Source organism: Streptomyces sp. ISL-87, assembly GCF_018614095.1.
Taxonomy (GTDB): Bacteria; Actinomycetota; Actinomycetes; order Streptomycetales; family Streptomycetaceae; genus Streptomyces.
The window spans coordinates 52,836-69,795 of the sequence record NZ_JAGGOY010000005.1 but is presented as its reverse complement, the minus strand read 5'-3'; the positions used below and the strand labels follow the sequence as shown (position 1 = coordinate 69,795).

General features: G+C 70.2%; 18 protein-coding genes. 8 read left to right on the top strand and 10 right to left on the bottom strand.

Annotated elements, in window-relative coordinates; genetic code table 11:
- The first annotated feature begins 21 nt into the window (after nt 1–21).
- The 3 genes from hpt to folE all read left to right on the top strand — a co-directional run bounded on the left by hpt (nt 22) and on the right by folE (nt 3,529).
- Nucleotides 22–582 (top strand): hypoxanthine phosphoribosyltransferase, encoded by a 561-nt coding sequence (gene hpt / locus J7I97_RS01180; RefSeq protein ID WP_037794157.1) that lies wholly within the window; start codon nt 22–24, stop codon nt 580–582.
- A gap of 196 nt (nt 583–778) precedes the next feature.
- Nucleotides 779–2,809 (top strand): ATP-dependent zinc metalloprotease FtsH, encoded by a 2,031-nt coding sequence (gene ftsH, locus J7I97_RS01175; RefSeq protein WP_214930428.1) that lies wholly within the window; start codon nt 779–781, stop codon nt 2,807–2,809.
- A gap of 111 nt (nt 2,810–2,920) precedes the next feature.
- Nucleotides 2,921–3,529, top strand: coding sequence for a GTP cyclohydrolase I FolE (gene folE / locus J7I97_RS01170; RefSeq protein WP_214930427.1), 609 nt, complete (start codon nt 2,921–2,923; stop codon nt 3,527–3,529).
- A gap of 25 nt (nt 3,530–3,554) precedes the next feature.
- Here folE and J7I97_RS01165 read toward each other — a convergent pair whose 3' ends face one another.
- The 6 genes from J7I97_RS01165 to J7I97_RS01140 all read right to left on the bottom strand — a co-directional run bounded on the left by J7I97_RS01165 (nt 3,555) and on the right by J7I97_RS01140 (nt 8,628).
- Nucleotides 3,555–4,043: a DUF3180 domain-containing protein gene (locus J7I97_RS01165; RefSeq protein WP_214930426.1), complete on the bottom strand. Its 489-nt coding sequence runs from the start codon at nt 4,041–4,043 to the stop codon at nt 3,555–3,557.
- Nucleotides 4,044–4,096: 53 nt separating this feature from the next.
- Nucleotides 4,097–4,705: a 2-amino-4-hydroxy-6-hydroxymethyldihydropteridine diphosphokinase gene (gene folK / locus J7I97_RS01160; protein WP_214930425.1), complete on the bottom strand. Its 609-nt coding sequence runs from the start codon at nt 4,703–4,705 to the stop codon at nt 4,097–4,099.
- The gene (gene folB, locus J7I97_RS01155; protein WP_214930424.1) at nt 4,702–5,061 is read right to left on the bottom strand and encodes a dihydroneopterin aldolase; all 360 of its coding nucleotides are present in this window, start codon (nt 5,059–5,061) and stop codon (nt 4,702–4,704) included. The genes folK and folB overlap by 4 nt, the downstream gene beginning before the upstream one ends.
- 130 nt (nt 5,062–5,191) lie before the next feature.
- Nucleotides 5,192–5,578 carry a nuclear transport factor 2 family protein gene (locus J7I97_RS01150; RefSeq protein WP_251050065.1) on the bottom strand — a complete coding sequence of 129 codons (387 nt, stop codon included), beginning with the start codon at nt 5,576–5,578 and terminating at the stop codon, nt 5,192–5,194.
- 127 nt (nt 5,579–5,705) lie between these two features.
- On the bottom strand, nt 5,706–6,578 hold the full coding sequence (folP, locus tag J7I97_RS01145) for a dihydropteroate synthase (RefSeq protein ID WP_214930422.1): 873 nt from the start codon (nt 6,576–6,578) through the stop codon (nt 5,706–5,708).
- Nucleotides 6,579–6,771: 193 nt separating this feature from the next.
- The gene (locus tag J7I97_RS01140; protein ID WP_214930421.1) at nt 6,772–8,628 is read right to left on the bottom strand and encodes a phosphatidylglycerol lysyltransferase domain-containing protein; all 1,857 of its coding nucleotides are present in this window, start codon (nt 8,626–8,628) and stop codon (nt 6,772–6,774) included.
- A 152-nt stretch (nt 8,629–8,780) separates the two neighbouring features.
- Between J7I97_RS01140 and J7I97_RS01135 the strand changes: the two genes are divergently transcribed.
- The gene (locus tag J7I97_RS01135) at nt 8,781–9,890 is read left to right on the top strand and encodes an esterase family protein (RefSeq protein ID WP_214930420.1); all 1,110 of its coding nucleotides are present in this window, start codon (nt 8,781–8,783) and stop codon (nt 9,888–9,890) included.
- A gap of 28 nt (nt 9,891–9,918) precedes the next feature.
- Here J7I97_RS01135 and J7I97_RS01130 read toward each other — a convergent pair whose 3' ends face one another.
- Entirely contained in the window at nt 9,919–10,881 is a 963-nt protein-coding gene (locus tag J7I97_RS01130) for an ABC transporter ATP-binding protein (RefSeq protein WP_214930419.1), read from the bottom strand.
- Between the two features lie 132 nt (nt 10,882–11,013).
- Here J7I97_RS01130 and J7I97_RS01125 point away from each other — a divergent pair, with 132 nt between their 5' ends.
- The 4 genes from J7I97_RS01125 to J7I97_RS01110 all read left to right on the top strand — a co-directional run bounded on the left by J7I97_RS01125 (nt 11,014) and on the right by J7I97_RS01110 (nt 14,635).
- Complete coding sequence (locus J7I97_RS01125) at nt 11,014–11,748, top strand: ABC transporter permease (protein WP_214930418.1); 735 nt, start codon at nt 11,014–11,016, stop codon at nt 11,746–11,748.
- A 5-nt stretch (nt 11,749–11,753) separates the two neighbouring features.
- Nucleotides 11,754–12,425, top strand: coding sequence for an ABC transporter permease (locus tag J7I97_RS01120; RefSeq protein ID WP_214930458.1), 672 nt, complete (start codon nt 11,754–11,756; stop codon nt 12,423–12,425).
- Between the two features lie 60 nt (nt 12,426–12,485).
- Complete coding sequence (locus J7I97_RS01115; RefSeq protein ID WP_214930417.1) at nt 12,486–13,469, top strand: ABC transporter substrate-binding protein; 984 nt, start codon at nt 12,486–12,488, stop codon at nt 13,467–13,469.
- 119 nt (nt 13,470–13,588) lie between these two features.
- Nucleotides 13,589–14,635, top strand: coding sequence for a hypothetical protein (locus J7I97_RS01110; protein ID WP_214930416.1), 1,047 nt, complete (start codon nt 13,589–13,591; stop codon nt 14,633–14,635).
- Between the two features lie 18 nt (nt 14,636–14,653).
- On the opposite strand, the gene J7I97_RS01105 is transcribed toward J7I97_RS01110, so the two are convergent.
- From J7I97_RS01105 to J7I97_RS01095, 3 genes are read right to left on the bottom strand one after another with little or no spacing between them, the layout of a single operon-like run.
- Complete coding sequence (locus J7I97_RS01105; protein ID WP_214930415.1) at nt 14,654–14,869, bottom strand: hypothetical protein; 216 nt, start codon at nt 14,867–14,869, stop codon at nt 14,654–14,656.
- Nucleotides 14,870–14,898: 29 nt separating this feature from the next.
- Nucleotides 14,899–15,756 (bottom strand): arylamine N-acetyltransferase, encoded by an 858-nt coding sequence (locus J7I97_RS01100; RefSeq protein ID WP_214930414.1) that lies wholly within the window; start codon nt 15,754–15,756, stop codon nt 14,899–14,901.
- Between the two features lie 47 nt (nt 15,757–15,803).
- Nucleotides 15,804–16,946, bottom strand: a complete 1,143-nt coding sequence (locus J7I97_RS01095) for an NADH-quinone oxidoreductase subunit D (protein WP_214930413.1) — start codon at nt 16,944–16,946, stop codon at nt 15,804–15,806.
- Between the last annotated feature and the right edge of the window lie 14 nt (nt 16,947–16,960).

Genomic DNA, 16,960 nt, shown 5'->3' with positions numbered 1-16,960 from the left:
CCCCGGCCGTCGACGAAAGTGATGCGGGTGGACGAGAAGGACATGGGCGACGACCTCCAGTCGGTGCTCATCACCAAGGAAGAGATCGACGCGAAGCTGGCCGAGCTGGCCGCGAAGATCGATGCGGAGTACGCGGGCAAGGACCTGCTCATCGTCGGTGTGCTCAAGGGCGCCGTGATGGTGATGGCGGACCTGGCGCGCGCCTTGTCCACCCCGCTCACCATGGACTGGATGGCGGTGTCCTCGTACGGCGCCGGGACCCAGTCCTCGGGCGTGGTCCGGATCCTGAAGGACCTGGACACCGACATCAAGGACAAGCACGTCCTGATCGTCGAGGACATCATCGACTCCGGTCTGACGCTGTCCTGGCTGCTGTCGAACCTGGGCTCCCGCCAGCCGGCCTCCCTGGAGGTCGTCACGCTGCTGCGCAAGCCCGACGCCGCGAAGGTCGCGATCGACGTGAAGTGGGTCGGCTTCGACATCCCGAACGAGTTCGTCGTGGGCTACGGCCTCGACTACGCGGAGAAGTACCGCAACCTGCCGTTCGTCGGCACGCTCGCCCCGCACGTCTACGGCGGCTGATACCCGCCGCCGCCCCCGGGTGCCCGGCAGGGAACCTGGGGGCGCCCCCCGCCGTTGAAGCAGGGGAAGGCAGGTCTGTCAGCCGTCCCACGAGGCCGCGGGTGACAATTCAGAGGTACATTCCGAAGAACAGTCTTTACTCACAGCAGCATTTACCTACGGGCAGGAGGGACGGGGTGCTCAGCGCCCCGTATGGATGGACGTGAAGCGATACTTCCGTGGGCCGGTCATGTGGATCGTGCTGGCCGTCCTCGCCGTGGTCGTGTTGATGAACGTCGTCGGCTCCGGCGGCGGCTACAAGTCGGTGGAGACCAGCGAGGTCATCAAGGCGATCAACAGTGGCCAGGTGCAGAGCGCCAAGCTCACCACCGGTGACAGCCAGATGATCAAGATCGAGCTGAAGAAGGACCAGAAGCTCGGCGACAACGACGGCACCAAGTTCCAGGCCAACTACATCGGGGACCAGGGCGTACAGCTCGCCCAGAACCTCCAGACCAAGTACGAAGCCGGTCAGATCACCGACGGGTACACCGTCTCGCCGGACAAGACCAGCCCGTTCCTCAGCGTGCTGCTCTCACTGCTGCCCTTCGTCCTCATCGTCGTCGTCTTCCTGTTCCTGATGAATCAGATGCAGGGCGGCGGCTCCCGGGTGATGAACTTCGGGAAGTCCAAGGCCAAGCTCATCACCAAGGACACCCCGAAGACGACGTTCGCCGATGTGGCGGGCGCGGACGAGGCCGTCGAGGAACTCCACGAGATCAAGGAGTTCCTCCAGGAGCCGGCGAAGTTCCAGGCCGTCGGCGCCAAGATCCCCAAGGGCGTGCTGCTCTACGGCCCGCCCGGCACCGGCAAGACCCTGCTGGCGCGCGCCGTCGCGGGCGAGGCCGGCGTCCCCTTCTACTCGATCTCCGGTTCCGACTTCGTCGAGATGTTCGTCGGTGTCGGTGCCTCGCGTGTCCGCGACCTGTTCGAACAGGCCAAGGCCAACGCTCCGGCGATCGTCTTCGTCGACGAGATCGACGCCGTCGGCCGGCACCGCGGTGCGGGCCTCGGCGGCGGTCACGACGAGCGCGAGCAGACCCTCAACCAGCTGCTCGTCGAGATGGACGGCTTCGACGTGAAGGGCGGCGTCATCCTGATCGCCGCCACGAACCGCCCGGACATCCTCGACCCGGCGCTGCTGCGCCCGGGCCGCTTCGACCGCCAGATCGCGGTCGACCGTCCCGACATGCAGGGCCGTCTGGAGATCCTCAAGGTCCACCAGAAGGGCAAGCCGGTCGCTCCGGACGTCGACCTCTCGGCCGTCGCCCGCCGCACCCCCGGCTTCACGGGTGCCGATCTCTCCAACGTCCTGAACGAGGCCGCGCTGCTCACGGCCCGCTCGGACAAGAAGCTGATCGACAACCACTCGCTGGACGAGGCGATCGACCGTGTCGTGGCGGGCCCGCAGAAGCGGACCCGGATCATGTCGGACCGGGAAAAGAAGATCACCGCGTACCACGAGGGCGGACACGCCCTGGTCGCGGCGGCCTCCCCGAACGCCGACCCGGTCCACAAGATCACGATCCTGTCCCGCGGCCGGGCCCTGGGTTACACCATGGTCCTGCCCGACGAGGACAGGTACTCGACCACGCGCAACGAGATGCTCGACCAGCTGGCGTACATGCTGGGCGGGCGCGCGGCCGAGGAGCTGGTCTTCCACGACCCGACCACGGGCGCGGCGAACGACATCGAGAAGGCCACGGCCACGGCGCGGGCCATGGTCACGCAGTACGGCATGACCGAGCGTCTCGGTGCGATCAAGTTCGGTGGCGACAACACGGAGCCGTTCCTGGGCCGCGATATGGCGCACCCGCGGGACTACTCGGAAGAGGTCGCGGCGCTGGTCGACGAAGAGGTCAAGAAGCTCATCGAGACCGCGCACAACGAGGCCTGGGAGATCCTGGTCGAGAACCGCGACGTCCTGGACAACCTGGTTCTCGCGCTGCTGGAGAAGGAAACGCTGAACAAGGAGCAGATCGCCGAGATCTTCTCGACGATCGTGAAGCGTCCGGCCCGCCCCGCGTGGACCGGCTCCTCCCGCCGCACCCCCTCCACCCGTCCGCCGGTGCTCTCTCCCAAGGAGCTCCAGCTGACGAACTCGGCGAACGGCACGTCGGCGGCGACCTCGCCGGCCGTGTCGGTGGAGAAGGCCCCGGAGCCCTCCCCGGAGGATCGTTCCGAGTAGGTCACGGGCTGAACAGTCCCGGAATGGATGCCGCGCCCTCCAGGTTCTAGCCTGGGGGCGCGGCTCTTTCACATGGTCGCGAGCGCTAGTGCACACAGGAACGAGGAAGAGATGACGGACCCAGTGACCTTGACCGGTGACGAGGGCACGATCGGCGAGTTCGACGAGAAGCGTGCCGAGGCGGCGGTCCGTGAACTCCTCATCGCGGTCGGCGAGGACCCAGACCGCGAGGGCCTCCTGGAGACCCCGGCACGCGTGGCGCGGGCGTACAAGGAGATATTCGCCGGTCTGTACCAGAAGCCCGAAGAGGTGCTGACGACCACCTTCGACCTCGGCCACGACGAGATGGTCCTGGTCAAGGACATCGAGGTCATGAGTTCCTGCGAGCACCACCTGGTGCCGTTCCACGGCGTCGCCCACGTCGGGTACATACCGTCCACCGACGGCAAGATCACCGGTCTGTCGAAACTGGCCCGCCTGGTGGACGTGTTCGCCCGCCGCCCCCAGGTGCAGGAGCGGCTGACCACGCAGATAGCGGACTCCCTGATGGAGATCCTGGAGCCGCGCGGCGCCATCGTGGTCATCGAGTGCGAGCACATGTGCATGACCATGCGCGGAGTCCGCAAGCCCGGGGCGAAGACCATCACCTCGGCGGTCCGCGGCCAGCTCCGCGACCCGGCGACCCGCAACGAGGCGATGAGCCTGATCATGGCCCGCTGACCCGGTTGCCCCCGGCCAGGGGCCGTCAGGCGCGGGCCGGGGACTCGGGGGTGGTGTCGTCGTCTTCCGGGAGCTTCAGGACGTGCTCCAGGAAGAGGGCGGCGGCGACGACGGCGGCGCCGGCCACGACCGAGGCGAGGGCGTACCAGGCCTGGTCGCGGCGGGTGGGGATGTCGAGGGAGTCCATCAGCAGGAAGACGCCGACGCCGCCGTACATCCCCGCCACCAGGGCCGCCACCAGGGCGCTGGCCTGGCCGAAGACCACCGCGCGGGCCGCCATCAGGGGCTCCACGCCCTTGGCGCCCGGGCGGCGCTCGCGCTGGGCCTTGAGGCGGGCGCGCATCGACAGGGCCGTCGCGAAGAGGACCGCCGCGATGACCCCCAGGACGATCGGCGCGGCCAGCGGAACGCCCGGCAGGCTGCCGTACGCGTTCCACAGCCGGGCGCCGGCCCAGGACAGCACCCCGGCCACCGCGAAGATGCCCGCCAGGACAGCCGGCCTCAGTTGCTTCACGTACCCGTTCCCCGCTTTCTGCGCCATGTCTTCAGCAGTCCACAGGCTAACGACTACTCGGGGAGGCGGAGTTCCAGGTCCGGGCGCGCCGTCACGCCGGTCAGGCCCGTTTCGGCCAGGAGTGCGGCGACCGGGCCGCGGCCGGGGACCTTGGCCTCGGGGTCGATGTCGTGCCACGGGGCCAGCACGAAGGCCCGCTGGTGGGCCCGCGGGTGCGGGAGGGTGAGGACGGGGTCGTCGGAGACCACGTCGGCGTACGCGATGATGTCGACGTCGATGGTGCGCGGGCCCCAGCGCTCCTCGCGGACGCGGTCGAAGGCTTCCTCGATGGCGTGGCCGCGCTCCAGGAGCGAGGACGGCGGGAGGGTGGTCCGCACGCGCACGACCGCGTTGTAGTACGAGGGCTGCGAACCGGGCGCGACGCCCCACGGCTCGGTCTCGTAGACGGGGGAGACGGCCTTGACCCGCAGGCCCGGCGTGTCGCCGAGGGCGTCGATGGCGCCCTGGAGGGTCTCCAGCCGGTTGCCGAGGTTCGCGCCGAGCGCGATCACGGCCCATTTCGGGTTGGACAGCGTGGTGTCCGCCGCGTCGACCGCCTCGACGACGGAGGCGGGTACCGGCTGGACGGTGGGGTCGCTCGGGGCGTTCAGTCCGTTGTTCATGCGCGGCTCCGGGTGATCGTGATGGTCACGTCGTCGAAGGGGACGGTGATGGGCGCGTCCGGCTTGTGGACCACGACCTCCACCTGCGCCACCGCGTCGTGCTTGAGGCACTGCTGGGCGATCCGCTCGGCGAGGGTCTCGATCAGGTCGACGGGCTCTCCCTGGACCACGTCGACGACTTCCTCGGCGACGACCCCGTAGTGCACGGTCTTCGCCAGGTCGTCGTCGGCCGCCGCGGGGCGGGTGTCGATGTGCAGCACCAGGTCGACGATGAAGGTCTGGCCTTCCTCGCGCTCCCGGGGGAAGACGCCGTGGTGCCCGCGAGCCTTGAGGCCGCGCAGCGCGACACGATCCACGCGAATCACTCCTGTTTCGTAGGTGCTTCCGGTCCCGGGACTCCCCAGGGCCATGGGCCTACGCCGAGTGCGGTCGGCGTCGTCCACCTTCGAATTTACCTGCGATAAACCTCGAACCCCGCCCATGGGGTCAGTTGGTGTCCTCTTCGTCCTCATCTTCGGAGTCTGTAAGGACCGGGGATCCGTGGTGGGACCAGAGCCGCCAGCCCTGGGATGTGCGTCGGAACACATTTGTGGCGACCACCAGCTGACCGACGAGCGGGCCGAGCTCTCCGCCGTCCTCGGCGGGCCCGCCGCTGAGGATGTTCTCCGTGCACGTCACCAGGGCGGTGTCGCCGATCACGGCCACCTTGGTGTCGGTGAGGAAGAACTGGATGTACTCGGTGTGGGACATGATCAGCGCGTACGAGCGCAGCACCTCGCCGCGGCCCGAGAGGACCGGCCAGCCGGGGTGCACGCAGGAGATCTCGTCCTCGAGCCAGAGTGCCGACAGCGTGTCGAAGTCCCCCTGCTCCATGGCCTCGTAGAAGGCCGTGTTGACCTCTTCGACGGCTTCGATGTCGGTACGGCTCACCGTGCCCCTTCCCTGCCTGTACGGGCCGTATGCGCCGCGCAGGCTGTACGGATTGCTCGTGCTCTGCGGATCACAGTGCCCCTTCCACGGCGCGGGCCACCCGAACCGCGTCCGCGGTGGCGCGTACCTCGTGGACGCGGACGGCCCAGGCGCCCTGGTGCGCGGCGATGGCGGAGACGGCGGCCGTGGCGGCGTCCCGCTCGCGGGCCGGCGGCGGTGCGGCGTCGGCGGCCCCGGCCAGGACGCGGCCGAGGAAACGCTTGCGCGAGGCGGCGACGAGCAGCGGGAAACCGAGGGCGCGCAGCTCGGGGAGGTGGGCCACCAGGGCCAGGTCGTGCTCGGCGTTCTTCGCGAAGCCGAGGCCCGGGTCGACGAGGAGCCGCTCGGGGGCGATCCCCCCGGCCACGACGGCGTCGATGCGGGTGCGGAGCTCGGCGGTGACCTCGGCGAGTACGTCGTCGTAGACGGCGAGGCTGTTCATGCCGTCGCTGAAGCCGCGCCAGTGCATGACCACGAAGGGCACCTCGGCGGCGGCGACGGCCGGGATCATGCCGGGGTCGGCGAGGCCGCCGCTGACGTCGTTGACCAGCAGGGCGCCGGCGGCGACGGCCTGGGCGGCGACGGAGGCGCGCATGGTGTCGACGGAGACGGTGACGCCTTCGGAGGCGAGGCCGCGCACGACGGGGACGACGCGGCGCAGCTCTTCCTCCTCGTCGACGCGGGAGGCGCCGGGGCGGGTGGACTCGCCGCCGACGTCCACGAGGTCGGCGCCGTGGGCGACGAGGTCGAGGCCGCGTTTGACGGCGGCGGTGGTGTCGAACCAGCGGCCGCCGTCGGAGAAGGAGTCGGGGGTGACGTTGACGACGCCCATGACGCCGCAGCGGTCCCATTCCGGCAGACCTGCGACCCGGCCTCTGGCGGTGACCCCGCGGTTCGTGTTCATGGCTCCAAGGGTAGGGCCGGGGCCCTGGCCGGGCGGATCGCGGGGAGTGGCGCGGGCCCCGGGGCTCCGCCCCGGACCCGCGCCTCAAACGCCGGCGAGGCTGGATTTGCCCGGACGCCGGCGAGGCTGGATTTGCCCGGACGCCGGCGGGGCTGGATTTGCCCGGACGCCGGCGGGGCTGGATTGCCCGGGGTTACGCGACCTGGACCTCGCGTTCCGGCTGGGGCTGGGCCGGGACGGCGGGCATGTGGTGGTGGGCGCAGGTGCGGACCGGCTTGGGGCGGCGGCGGCTGGCGAACAGGCGGGGGAGGGCCAGTGTGACGAAGCCCTCGGCCTGCATCGCGGCGAAGCCGATGCGGGGCAGGTCGCGCGTGGTGCGGAAGACCACGAAGCGGGGCTCCCAGCGGGGGCGGAACTTCGCGTTGAACTTGTACAGCGACTCGATCTGGAACCAGCGGGACAGGAACACCAGCAGGCTGCGCCACATCCGCAGCACCGGGCCGGCGCCGATCTTCTCGCCGCGGGCGAGGGCCGAGCGGAACATCGCGAAGTTCAGGGAGACCTTCTCGATGCCCAGCGACGGGGCCGCCTCCAGGGAGGCGACGATCAGCAGCTCGTTCATACCGGGGTCGGCGGCGCGGTCGCGGCGCATCAGCTCCAGCGACATGCCGTCCTTGCCCCACGGGACGAAGTGCAGGACCGCCTTCAGGTCGCCGTACGGGGAGGTGTCGCCCTCCTCCACGCGGTGCGCGGTGGCGATGTAGCAGTCGCCGTCGCCCGGGTCGCCGACGCGGCCCAGGGCCATGGAGAAGCCGCGCTCGGTGTCGGTGCCGCGCCAGGCCTCGGCGGCACCGCGCACCTGCTCCAGCTCGGTCTCGGTCAGCTCGCTGACCCGGCGGACCTTGGTGGTGTAGCCGTTGCGCTCGATGCGCTTCACCATCTGGCGGACATTGCGCATGGCGCGGCCCGCGAGGGAGAAGTCTTTGACATCGACGATCGCCTCGTCACCCAGCTCCAGGGCGTCCAGGCCGGTCTCGCGGGTCCAGACCTCGCCACCGGTCTCGCTGCAGCCCATCACGGCCGGGGTCCAGGAGTGGGCCTTGGCCTCCTCCATGAACCGCTCGATCGCGCCCGGCCAGGCCTCGACGTCGCCGATGGGGTCGCCGGAGGCGAGCATCACGCCGGAGACCACGCGGTAGGTGACGGCGGCCTTGCCGCTGGGGGAGAAGACCACGGCCTTGTCGCGGCGCAGCGCGAAGTGGCCGAGGGAGTCGCGGCCGCCGTGCTTCGTGAGCAGCTCGCGCAGCTTGACCTCGTCGTCGGCGGTGAGCCGCGCGGCGGGGTGCTCGGGGCGGAAGGCCAGGTAGATGGTGGTGAGCGCGGTCAGCATGCCGAGGGCGCCGAGGGAGTACCCGACGGTCCAGGAGACCCGGCCGGCGTAGTCGACGGGTCCCTCGAAGCCGAAGAGCCCGTACACGACGTGGCTGATCTGCTCGTAGATGCCGGGGTCGCCGACGACCCGGCCCGGGTGGGAGTTGACGATGACCAGGCCCAGGCCGATGGAACCGGCGCTCATGAGGACGAAGTTGGCCAGCGCCTTCCAGCGGCTGCGCGGGTCGGGCAGCGCCTTGAATTCACCCTGGTGGCGCAGCAGCAGCGTGAGGAGCGCCGCCGCGATGACTACACCGATGATCGAGTGGCGGTACGTAAACTGCGCCACGGCTCCTGCGGGCAGCAGGACGGCCGCGGCTCGCCAGGCGCGGCGCTTGTGGCGCTTGAGCCCGTGGGCGAGCAGCAGCAGCAGGACGCCCACGCTGATGGAGAGGGCGGCTGCGAAGGGGCCGAGGGAGCCGGGCAGCACCTCGGTGACTGAATGGAACCTGCTGTGCCGGAACCGCGGGAAGACACCCGCCGCGATGTCCAGCAGACCGACGATCATGACGGCCGTACCTACGAGTCCGGGCACGGACTCCGGTCGTGGGCCGCGGAAGATTCGGCTGGCCCGCTTCGGAACCTGTCCCGACTTATCGCCATCTATCCTGCTAGACATCGCTTCCCGTTGCTCCGCGAGAGATCATGTGGCCGAAGGCCGCGACAGCCTCCGGAGTGTGGTGCGTCCATTAGGACGACATCGAGGAGGAGCGGGTTCACTCTTCCGTCGAGAAAAACTAGTCCTGCCATCAGAAAGTCGACTGACTGCTCATGGGTCTCACCAGTAATACGGTCCTTGTGCTGGCCATCATCGCCGGTGTGCTGCTCTTCGCGGCCACGGTGTGGTTCTGGCCGAGGCTCTCGGGCCGCACCTGGCGCGCCGTCGTCGGCCGGATCGGTCTCCTGCTGGCCACCCAGCTGGCGCTGTTCTCGGCGGTCGGGCTGGGGGCGAACAAGTCGTTCCTCTTCTATGGCTCCTGGGCCGACCTGTTCGGCCAGGAGACGTCGATGGGCAAGGTCGTCGACCACGCGATGAGCAGCAAGGACATCAAGGTCGTCGACAAGCAGAAGCTGGATGTGCCCGGTGGGGGCAAGCCTCAGGTCGGCGGACAGATCCTGAAGGTTGCCATATCCGGGCAGAAGTCGAAGATAACGAGCCCCGGGTACGTGTGGCTGCCGCCGGAGTACTTCCAGCCGCAGCACAAGAACCAGAACTTCCCGGCCTCCATCGTGCTGACCGGCTACCCGGGCACCGCCGAAAACCTGATCAAAGGGCTGAACTACCCGATGACGGCCTTCAAGCAGGCCAAGGCGGGCAAGATGAAGCCGATGATCCTGGTCATGCTGCGCCCGACCGTGGCGCCCCCGCGTGACACCGAGTGCGTGGACATACCCGGTGGCCCGCAGACCGAGACCTTCTTCGGCGAGGACCTGCCGCAGGCCATCCAGAGCACCTTCCGGGTCGGCAAGAAGCCCCAGAACATGGGCTTCATCGGCAACTCCACCGGCGGCTACTGCGCCCTGAACATCGCCGCGCACTACCCGCAGACCTTCGGCGCCGCCGCGGGTCTGTCCGCGTACTACGACGCCGCGAACGACGCGACGACCGGCAACCTGTTCCAGGGCGACGACAAGCTGAAGAAGCGCGCGAACGTCCTGCACAGCATCGAGCACAAGAATCCGTCCGGTACGTCGTTCCTCGTGACCAGCAGCCAGAAGGGCGAGCCGAACCTCGGGGACACCAAGAAGTTCATCAAGAAGGTGAAGAGCCCGGACCGGGTCTCCTCGATCATCCTCGACAGCGGCGGCCACAACTTCAACACCTGGCGGCGCGAGATCGCGCCGATGCTGGTGTGGATGAGCGGCCGCATCCAGGCCTGAGTCCGCGCGGCTACCTGAGTCCGCGCGGCTAAGCCTCCTGCAGCTGGGCCCGGCGCAGCGCCCGGTGCACACCCTCCGGGGTCAGTACGCCGACCAGCGTGCCGGAGTCCGGGTCCGTGACCCCGATCCGGCCCGAGTCCTCCTGGAGCAGCGCCGCGAGCGCCTCGCGCAACGTCGCCCCCAGCGCCACTTCGGCGGTGGGGGCCTTTCCGTCCGCCGCCGCCAGGTCGGCCGCCTCCACCGGGGTGACCGCGAGCCGCTTCAGCCCCCGGTCCGCGCCGACGAAGCCGGCCACGTACTCCGTGGCCGGCGCGGCCAGGACCGCCGCCGGGCGGGCGAACTGCTCGATGGTGCCCGCTCCGTAGACCGCGATGCGGTCGCCGAGCCGGATGGCCTCGTCCAGGTCGTGCGTGACCAGCAGGATCGTTTTGCGCACCGTCTTCTGGAGCGTCAGGAACTCGTTCTGCAGGCGTTCGCGGACCACAGGGTCCACCGCGCCGAACGGCTCGTCCATCAGCAGCACCGGCGGGTCCGCGGCGAGTGCCCGGGCCACGCCGACGCGCTGGCGCTGCCCGCCGGACAGCTGCTCCGGGTACCGGCCCCCGTACACCGCCGGGTCCAGCCCGACGAGTTCGAGGAGCTCGGCGGCCCGCGCCCGGGCTTTCGCCCTGGGGGTGCCGATCAGCTGCGGCACGGTCGCGGTGTTCTCCAGCACCGTCTTGTGCGGGAACAGTCCGACCTGCTGGATGACGTACCCGATCCGGCGGCGCAGCTCGACCGGATCGGCGGACGAGATGTCCTCGCCGCCCAGCAGAATCCGGCCGGAGGTCGGCTCGATCAGCCGGTTGACCATCTTCATCGTGGTCGTCTTGCCGCAGCCCGACGGGCCCACGAGCGTGACCAGCTCGCCTTCCGCCACCTCGAAGGACAGGTCCTCGACGGCCGTTGTCCCGTCGGGGTAGCGCTTGGTCACGTGCTCGAATCGGATCACGCACCCCATCCTTCCCTACCGGCACGTTCCTCTTGTAAAGGGAGTGTTGCTCCGCTGCGAAGGATTCCGGCCATTGTCGGTACCGGGGGTTATGGTCGCTCCTGTGCGTGCGGTGACGAGGGGGTGAGGGACATGGCAGGGCAGAACTGCCTGGTGGCGAACGACTGGATCTGCTGGGAGTACGTCACCTCCCGCTCCCAGGAGCTCACCGATGCCACGGTCGAGCACGTGTGGATCACGGGCGTGTCGGTGCTGATCGGCCTCGCCCTGTCCGTGCCGCTCGCCCTGCTGGCCCGCCGCGGCCGCCGCTGGGCGGCCCCCGTGCTGGGCCTGACCACCCTGCTCTACACGATCCCCTCGCTCGCCATGTTCTCCCTGCTGCTCCCGGTCTTCGGCCTGTCGGCGTCCCTCGTGGTGACCGGGCTGGTGCTGTATTCGCTGACCATCCTGGTCCGCAATGTGCTGGCCGGCCTGGAAGCCGTCCCCGAGGAGGTACGGGAAGCCGCGCGCGGGATGGGATACGGGCCGCGGCGGCTGCTGTGGCAGGTCGAACTGCCCCTGGCACTCCCCGCGGTGCTCGCCGGGGTCCGGATCGCCACCGTCTCCACGGTCGCCCTGACCACCGTCGGCTCCATCGTGGGCAAGGGCGGTCTCGGCAACCTCATCGCCCCGGCAGTGAACAGCTCCTTCAAGGCCCAGGTGCTCACCGCCTCGGTGCTGTGCGTGCTGCTCGCGCTGGTGGCGGACCTGCTGCTGCTCGGCGTGGAGCGGCTGCTCACGCCGTGGACGCGGGCGACCCGTGCCGCCTCGGCTCCGGTATCGGCCTCGGAGTCCGCTTCGGTTTCGGCTTCGACGAAGGGGGTCTGAGGGCGATGGGCGTACTGGGCGAGGCCTGGGACTGGCTGGCGAACGGCGCCAACTGGTCCGGGGAGAGCGGTGTCTGGCACCGGCTCGGCGAGCACGTCTACGTCAGCGGGATCGCCCTGGCGGTCGCCTGCGCCGTGGCGCTGCCGGTCGGGCTGTGGCTCGGCCACATCGGCAAGGGCGGGGCCCTCGCCGTGAACGTGTCCAACATCGGCCGGGCGGTGCCCGTCTTCGCGGTGCTGGCGCTGTTCATGGTCTCGCCGCTGCGCAGCGCCGGCTATCTGCCCACCATCGTCGCGCTGGTGCTGTTCGCCATACCGCCGCTGCTGACCAACGCGTACGTGGGCATGCGCGAGGTGGACCGCTCGGTGGTCGAGGCGGCCCGGGGCATGGGCATGTCCGGCGGGCAGCTGTTCCTCCGGGTCGAGCTGCCGCTCGCGCGGGGTCTGGTGATGACGGGGCTGCGCTCGGGCGCGGTCCAGGTCATCGCCACGGCCACGATCGCGGCGATGGTCGGCCAGGGCGGCCTGGGCCGGATCATCACCGCCGGCTTCAACACGTACAACACCGCGCAGGTCGTCGCTGGCGCCCTGTTGGTGGCGCTGCTGGCCCTGGTGGTGGAGGGCGTGCTGGTGGCGGGCGACCGCCTGCTGCTGCGGCGCCCGACGGCGGCGCGCTGAGCCCGCCTCCCCTGTCGTTCCGTTGTTCTCGTCGCCTTTTCCTCGCTTGAAGGAGTAACCATGAGCAAGTCCACGCGCGTCTTCGGCGCGGCACTGGGTGCGGTGGCCCTGACCGTTTCGCTCACCGCGTGCGGCGGCGACAGCCTGGAGAAGTCCAAGGACGGCGGCTCCTCCTCCTCCGGGGCCGCCGAGGGCGGCAAGGGCAAGCTCGTGATCGGCGCGGCCGGCTTCACCGAGTCCAACGTGCTGGCGGAGCTGTACGCGCAGGTGCTCAAGGACGCCGGCTACGGCACCTCGATCACGACGGTCAACAACCGCGAGCTGTACGAGCCCTCCCTGGAGAAGGGCGAGATCGACATCGTCCCGGAGTACGCGGCCACGCTCGCGGAGTTCCTCAACGCCAAGGTGAACGGTCCGAAGGCGCCGCAGGACAAGCCGGTCGCGTCGAGCGATGTGGCGGCGACGGTGGCGGCGCTGGACAAGCTGGCGGCCCCGCTCGGCCTGAAGGCGCTGCCGGCGGGTTCGGCGGTCGACCAGAACGCCTTCGCGGTCAGCAAGGAATTCGCCCAGAAGAACAACCTGAAGACGCTTTCCGACCTCGGCAAGTCCGGATTGAAGGTGAAGATCGCGGCCGGTGACGAATGCGCCGTCCGCCCGTTCTGCGCGCCGGGGCTGAAGACCACATACGGAATCGATGTTTCCGGTATTGACCCCAAGGGCGTCGGCACCCCGCAGTCCAAGCAGGCGGTCAAGGACGGAGTGGACCAGCTGGTGCTGACCACGACCACCGACGCCACCCTCGACAGCTTCGGGCTGGTCCTGCTGGAGGACGACAAGAAGCTCCAGAACGCCGACAACGTACTGCCGGTCGTCAATGCCAAGGACGCGGGCGCCCCGGAGATCGCGGCCGCCCTCGACAAGCTCACCAAGGCCCTCACGACGGCCGATCTGATCGACCTCAACCGCAAGGTGGACGCGGAGCGCGCGAAGCCGGCGGATGTCGCGAAGGCCTACCTGGAGTCCAAGGGCCTGCTGAAGAAGTAGAAGAAGTAACTGACGAAGGAGCAGTCACACACTTGGTGGAGAAATGACGGGTAACTGCCCGGCCACAGATTGCCGGGCAGTTACCCCACTCCGCGTCCACGCCCTGTAAATTTCAGGCCATGCCCCGTGGACGCCACCGCAATCCAGAACCCCTGCACCGACTGCTCACGCCGACAGTCGTCGCCGGTGTTTCCGTCACCAGTGCCGGGGTGGCCTGGCTGCTGGCGGAACCCATGCCGCTGCGGCTGCTCGTGGCCGTCACGGCCGCCGCGGGCGTGGCCGGCGCGGTCGTCATGCGCTCCTGGGACCGGGCGGCCGGCCGCCGGGTCGCCGAGATGGCGCGCGAGCGGGTCAAGGACGAGTGGAGGACGGACGAGCGAATAGCCGAGCTCGAATCCGACCTCGAAGAGGCCCGGGTGCTGCGCGGCCGGCTCGACGCCAAGCTGCGCGCCAAGCGGGTCGAACTGGCGGGCCTGCGCGGCGAGCACGCCGCGCTGCTGCGCCGGTACGCGACCGCCGAGACCGAGCGGGCGAGCGCCCTGGAGGGCCGCCGACTGCTGGCCATCGAGGCCTCCGCGGGCCCGGCCACCCCGGCCGCCCCGGCGAAGGAACTCCCGGCGGTCTCCGAGGAGCGCACCTCGGCCGGAGCCCCGACCTCGGTCGGCTATGCCCGGGCTCACGCGGCCCTGGGGGCACTGGTCCGCAAGACGACGGTGGACCCGCAGGCGCCGCGCGCCGTCGAGTCGCACACCCGCCCCGCGCTCGCCGCCCCGCCGGCGGCCGCGGCCACGGGCTCGACGGCTGCGGGCGGGGCGGCCACGGGCGGGGCGGCCGCGGGGCTGGCGCGCCGGCCGGCCGCGGCGGTGGCCCCGTACTCCGCCCAGCGGCGGGCGTCCCGTGTCGAGGGCGGCTTCGACTTCTTCGGCACCAAGACCGCGGCGCAGGCCCGCGCGGTCATCGAGGCCGTCCAGAACGAGGACCTGGCCGACGTGGTGGGCGCGGAGGTCCTCGCCGTCCACAAGGCGGAGTCCGCACAGAGCCCCGCTGAGCCGGAGTTCAAGCCGGCCACCCCGGAACACCGCGCCGTGGGCCAGGTCATCGACCTGACGGCCCACGACGAGACCGAGCCGATCGACGTGGCCCAGCTCCGCACGGCCATCTCCTAGCGCAGCGCCTGCGGCCCGCTAGAACAACGGCAGTTGCCCGGGATGCGGCGGCAGTACGAAGCCGTCCAGCGTCGGCGCCGAGGCGCCGAGCACCACCCGGGCCCGGGACCCGGGGCAGGAGACCAGGTCTCCGCGCCCCCGGCCGGCGGGAGGGTCGTGGCGGGCGATCCGGCCGCCGGTCACGGCGCAGTCGCGGCCGCAGGAGGGGCAGGCCCGTCTGGGGGAGTGGGACATGCCCCCAAGTCTGCCCTGCCGCACCGACATCAGTCCGTCCGGGAGGCCAGCCACGCCTCGTGCGCCCGGCCCACCCGGGCCCACAGCGCCGCCCGGTCCGCCGGAGTCACATCGTCGAGCCGGCGCCCGAAGACGCCCTCGAGGACCTCGAAGAACTCCCCGGGCGTGGCCAGTTCCCGCTCGCCGGTCCCCTTCACCGGGTCGATCCGGCTCAGTACCCGGCCCCGCAGCACGTCAATGCCCTCCGCGTCGCGCCGCATCACCGCGAAGGTCCGTACGAAGCCGGAGTCCTCGGCGGTGGACATCCGGCTGTGCTCGCGCGCGAACACGGCCTCGGCGGCCGGGCCGGCCGGGGCGGAGTGGAAGTTCATCACCGGGGCGGACCCGTCGTCGTTGATGTACGTCCAGCCGGGCTCGGCCCCCGCCAACTCCTCCATCCGGTACGTGGAACCGCCCCGGGGGTACGTTCCGGCGCGCAGCGGCAGCGGCTCGTGCGGCCCGTCTCCCAGCCCGGCGTCGACGAAGTACGCCTGACCGCCGACCCGGACGGTCAGCGCGAGGTGGTCGCCGTTGACATCGCGCCGGTCCCGCTCTGCCGCGCTGTGGACGCCGCCGACGTGCCGGGTCACCTCGTATCCGAGGGCGCCCAGGAGCAGGGCGAAGGCGCCGTTGAGGTGGTAGCAGTACCCGCCGCGCCCCGCCGCGAGCCGGCGTACCGACACCTCGGGGTCGATGCCGGGCGGCCGCCCCAGCTGGATGTCGAGGTTCTCGTACGGGACGCGCTCAAGGTGCGCCCGCTGGAGCGCGAACAGCCCCTCGGCCGAAGGGGCGTCCGGTTCGGTGATGCCGAGTCGCCGCAGATAGCCGGCGAATATGCCAGTGGTCATCCCCGAACCCTAGGGCGCCCCGGCCTCGGACGGCTCGTGCCGCACGCTTACTTGTCGATGTCCCCGACCACGAAGAACAGCGAGCCCAGGATCGCCACCATGTCCGCGACCAGCTGGCCGGGCAGCAGCACCGCCAGCGCCTGGATGTTGTTGTAGGAGGCCGAGCGCAGCTTCAGCCGGTACGGGGTCTTCTCGCCCTTGGACACCAGGTAGTAGCCGTTGATGCCGAGGGGGTTCTCGGTCCAGGCGTACGTGGCCCCCTCGGGCGCCTTCAGCACCTTCGGCAGGCGCTGGTTGACCGGCCCGGGCGGCAGCTCGGCCATCCGGTCCAGGCAGGCCACCGCGAGGTCGAGGGAGTTGTGGGTCTGGTCCAGCAGGCATTCGAAACGGGCCAGGCAGTCGCCCTCGGTGCGGGTGACCACCTTGAGGACGTCCTGGAGCTCGCCGTAGGCCAGGTACGGCTCGTCGCGGCGCAGGTCGAAGTCGACGCCGGAGGCGCGGGCGATCGGGCCGGAGACTCCGTACGCGTGCACCGCCTCGGCGGACAGCACGCCCACCCCGCGGGTGCGGCCGCGGAAGATCTCGTTCCCGTGGACCAGCTTGTCGTACACGTCCATGCGCGTGTTGACGTCGGCGATCGCGGCGCGGGCCCGGCCGAGCCAGCCGGCCGGGAGGTCCTCCTTGAGGCCGCCGACCCGGTTGAACATGTAGTGCATACGGCCGCCGGAGATCTCCTCCATGACGGCCTGGAGCTCCTCGCGCTCGCGGAAGGCGTGGAAGATCGGCGTGATCCCGCCCAGCTCCAGGGGGTAGGACCCGAGGAACATCAGGTGGTTCAGCACCCGGTTCAGCTCGGCGAGCAGGGTCCGCATCCACACGGCCCGCTCGGGGACCTCCATGCCGAGCATCCGCTCGACCGCCATGACCACGCCGAGCTCGTTGGAGAACGCGGACAGCCAGTCGTGGCGGTTCGCGAGCATCACGATCTGCCGGTAGTCACGGGCCTCGAAGAGCTTCTCGGCCCCGCGGTGCATATAGCCGACCACCGGCTCGGCGCTGGCGATCCGCTCGCCGTCCAGGACGAGCCGCAGGCGCAGCACGCCGTGCGTGGAAGGGTGCTGGGGTCCGATGTTGAGCACCATGTCGGTGCTCTCCGCCGCTCCGCCGATGCCGACCGTGGTCTCCGTCATGCCTGCATTCTCGC

What these genes read in the sequence shown, in the direction of transcription:
- hpt (WP_037794157.1), top strand. Translation starts at nt 22, where the DNA reads ATGCGGGTGGACGAGAAGGACATGGGCGACGACCTCCAGTCGGTGCTC.
- ftsH (WP_214930428.1), top strand. Translation starts at nt 779, where the DNA reads ATGGACGTGAAGCGATACTTCCGTGGGCCGGTCATGTGGATCGTGCTG.
- folE (WP_214930427.1), top strand. Translation starts at nt 2,921, where the DNA reads ATGACGGACCCAGTGACCTTGACCGGTGACGAGGGCACGATCGGCGAG.
- folK (WP_214930425.1), bottom strand. Translation starts at nt 4,705, where the DNA reads ATGAACAACGGACTGAACGCCCCGAGCGACCCCACCGTCCAGCCGGTA.
- J7I97_RS01150 (WP_251050065.1), bottom strand. Translation starts at nt 5,578, where the DNA reads ATGGAGCAGGGGGACTTCGACACGCTGTCGGCACTCTGGCTCGAGGAC.
- folP (WP_214930422.1), bottom strand. Translation starts at nt 6,578, where the DNA reads ATGAACACGAACCGCGGGGTCACCGCCAGAGGCCGGGTCGCAGGTCTG.
- J7I97_RS01140 (WP_214930421.1), bottom strand. Translation starts at nt 8,628, where the DNA reads ATGTCTAGCAGGATAGATGGCGATAAGTCGGGACAGGTTCCGAAGCGG.
- J7I97_RS01135 (WP_214930420.1), top strand. Translation starts at nt 8,781, where the DNA reads ATGGGTCTCACCAGTAATACGGTCCTTGTGCTGGCCATCATCGCCGGT.
- J7I97_RS01125 (WP_214930418.1), top strand. Translation starts at nt 11,014, where the DNA reads ATGGCAGGGCAGAACTGCCTGGTGGCGAACGACTGGATCTGCTGGGAG.
- J7I97_RS01120 (WP_214930458.1), top strand. Translation starts at nt 11,754, where the DNA reads ATGGGCGTACTGGGCGAGGCCTGGGACTGGCTGGCGAACGGCGCCAAC.
- J7I97_RS01115 (WP_214930417.1), top strand. Translation starts at nt 12,486, where the DNA reads ATGAGCAAGTCCACGCGCGTCTTCGGCGCGGCACTGGGTGCGGTGGCC.
- J7I97_RS01110 (WP_214930416.1), top strand. Translation starts at nt 13,589, where the DNA reads ATGCCCCGTGGACGCCACCGCAATCCAGAACCCCTGCACCGACTGCTC.
- J7I97_RS01105 (WP_214930415.1), bottom strand. Translation starts at nt 14,869, where the DNA reads ATGTCCCACTCCCCCAGACGGGCCTGCCCCTCCTGCGGCCGCGACTGC.
- J7I97_RS01100 (WP_214930414.1), bottom strand. Translation starts at nt 15,756, where the DNA reads ATGACCACTGGCATATTCGCCGGCTATCTGCGGCGACTCGGCATCACC.
- J7I97_RS01095 (WP_214930413.1), bottom strand. Translation starts at nt 16,946, where the DNA reads ATGACGGAGACCACGGTCGGCATCGGCGGAGCGGCGGAGAGCACCGAC.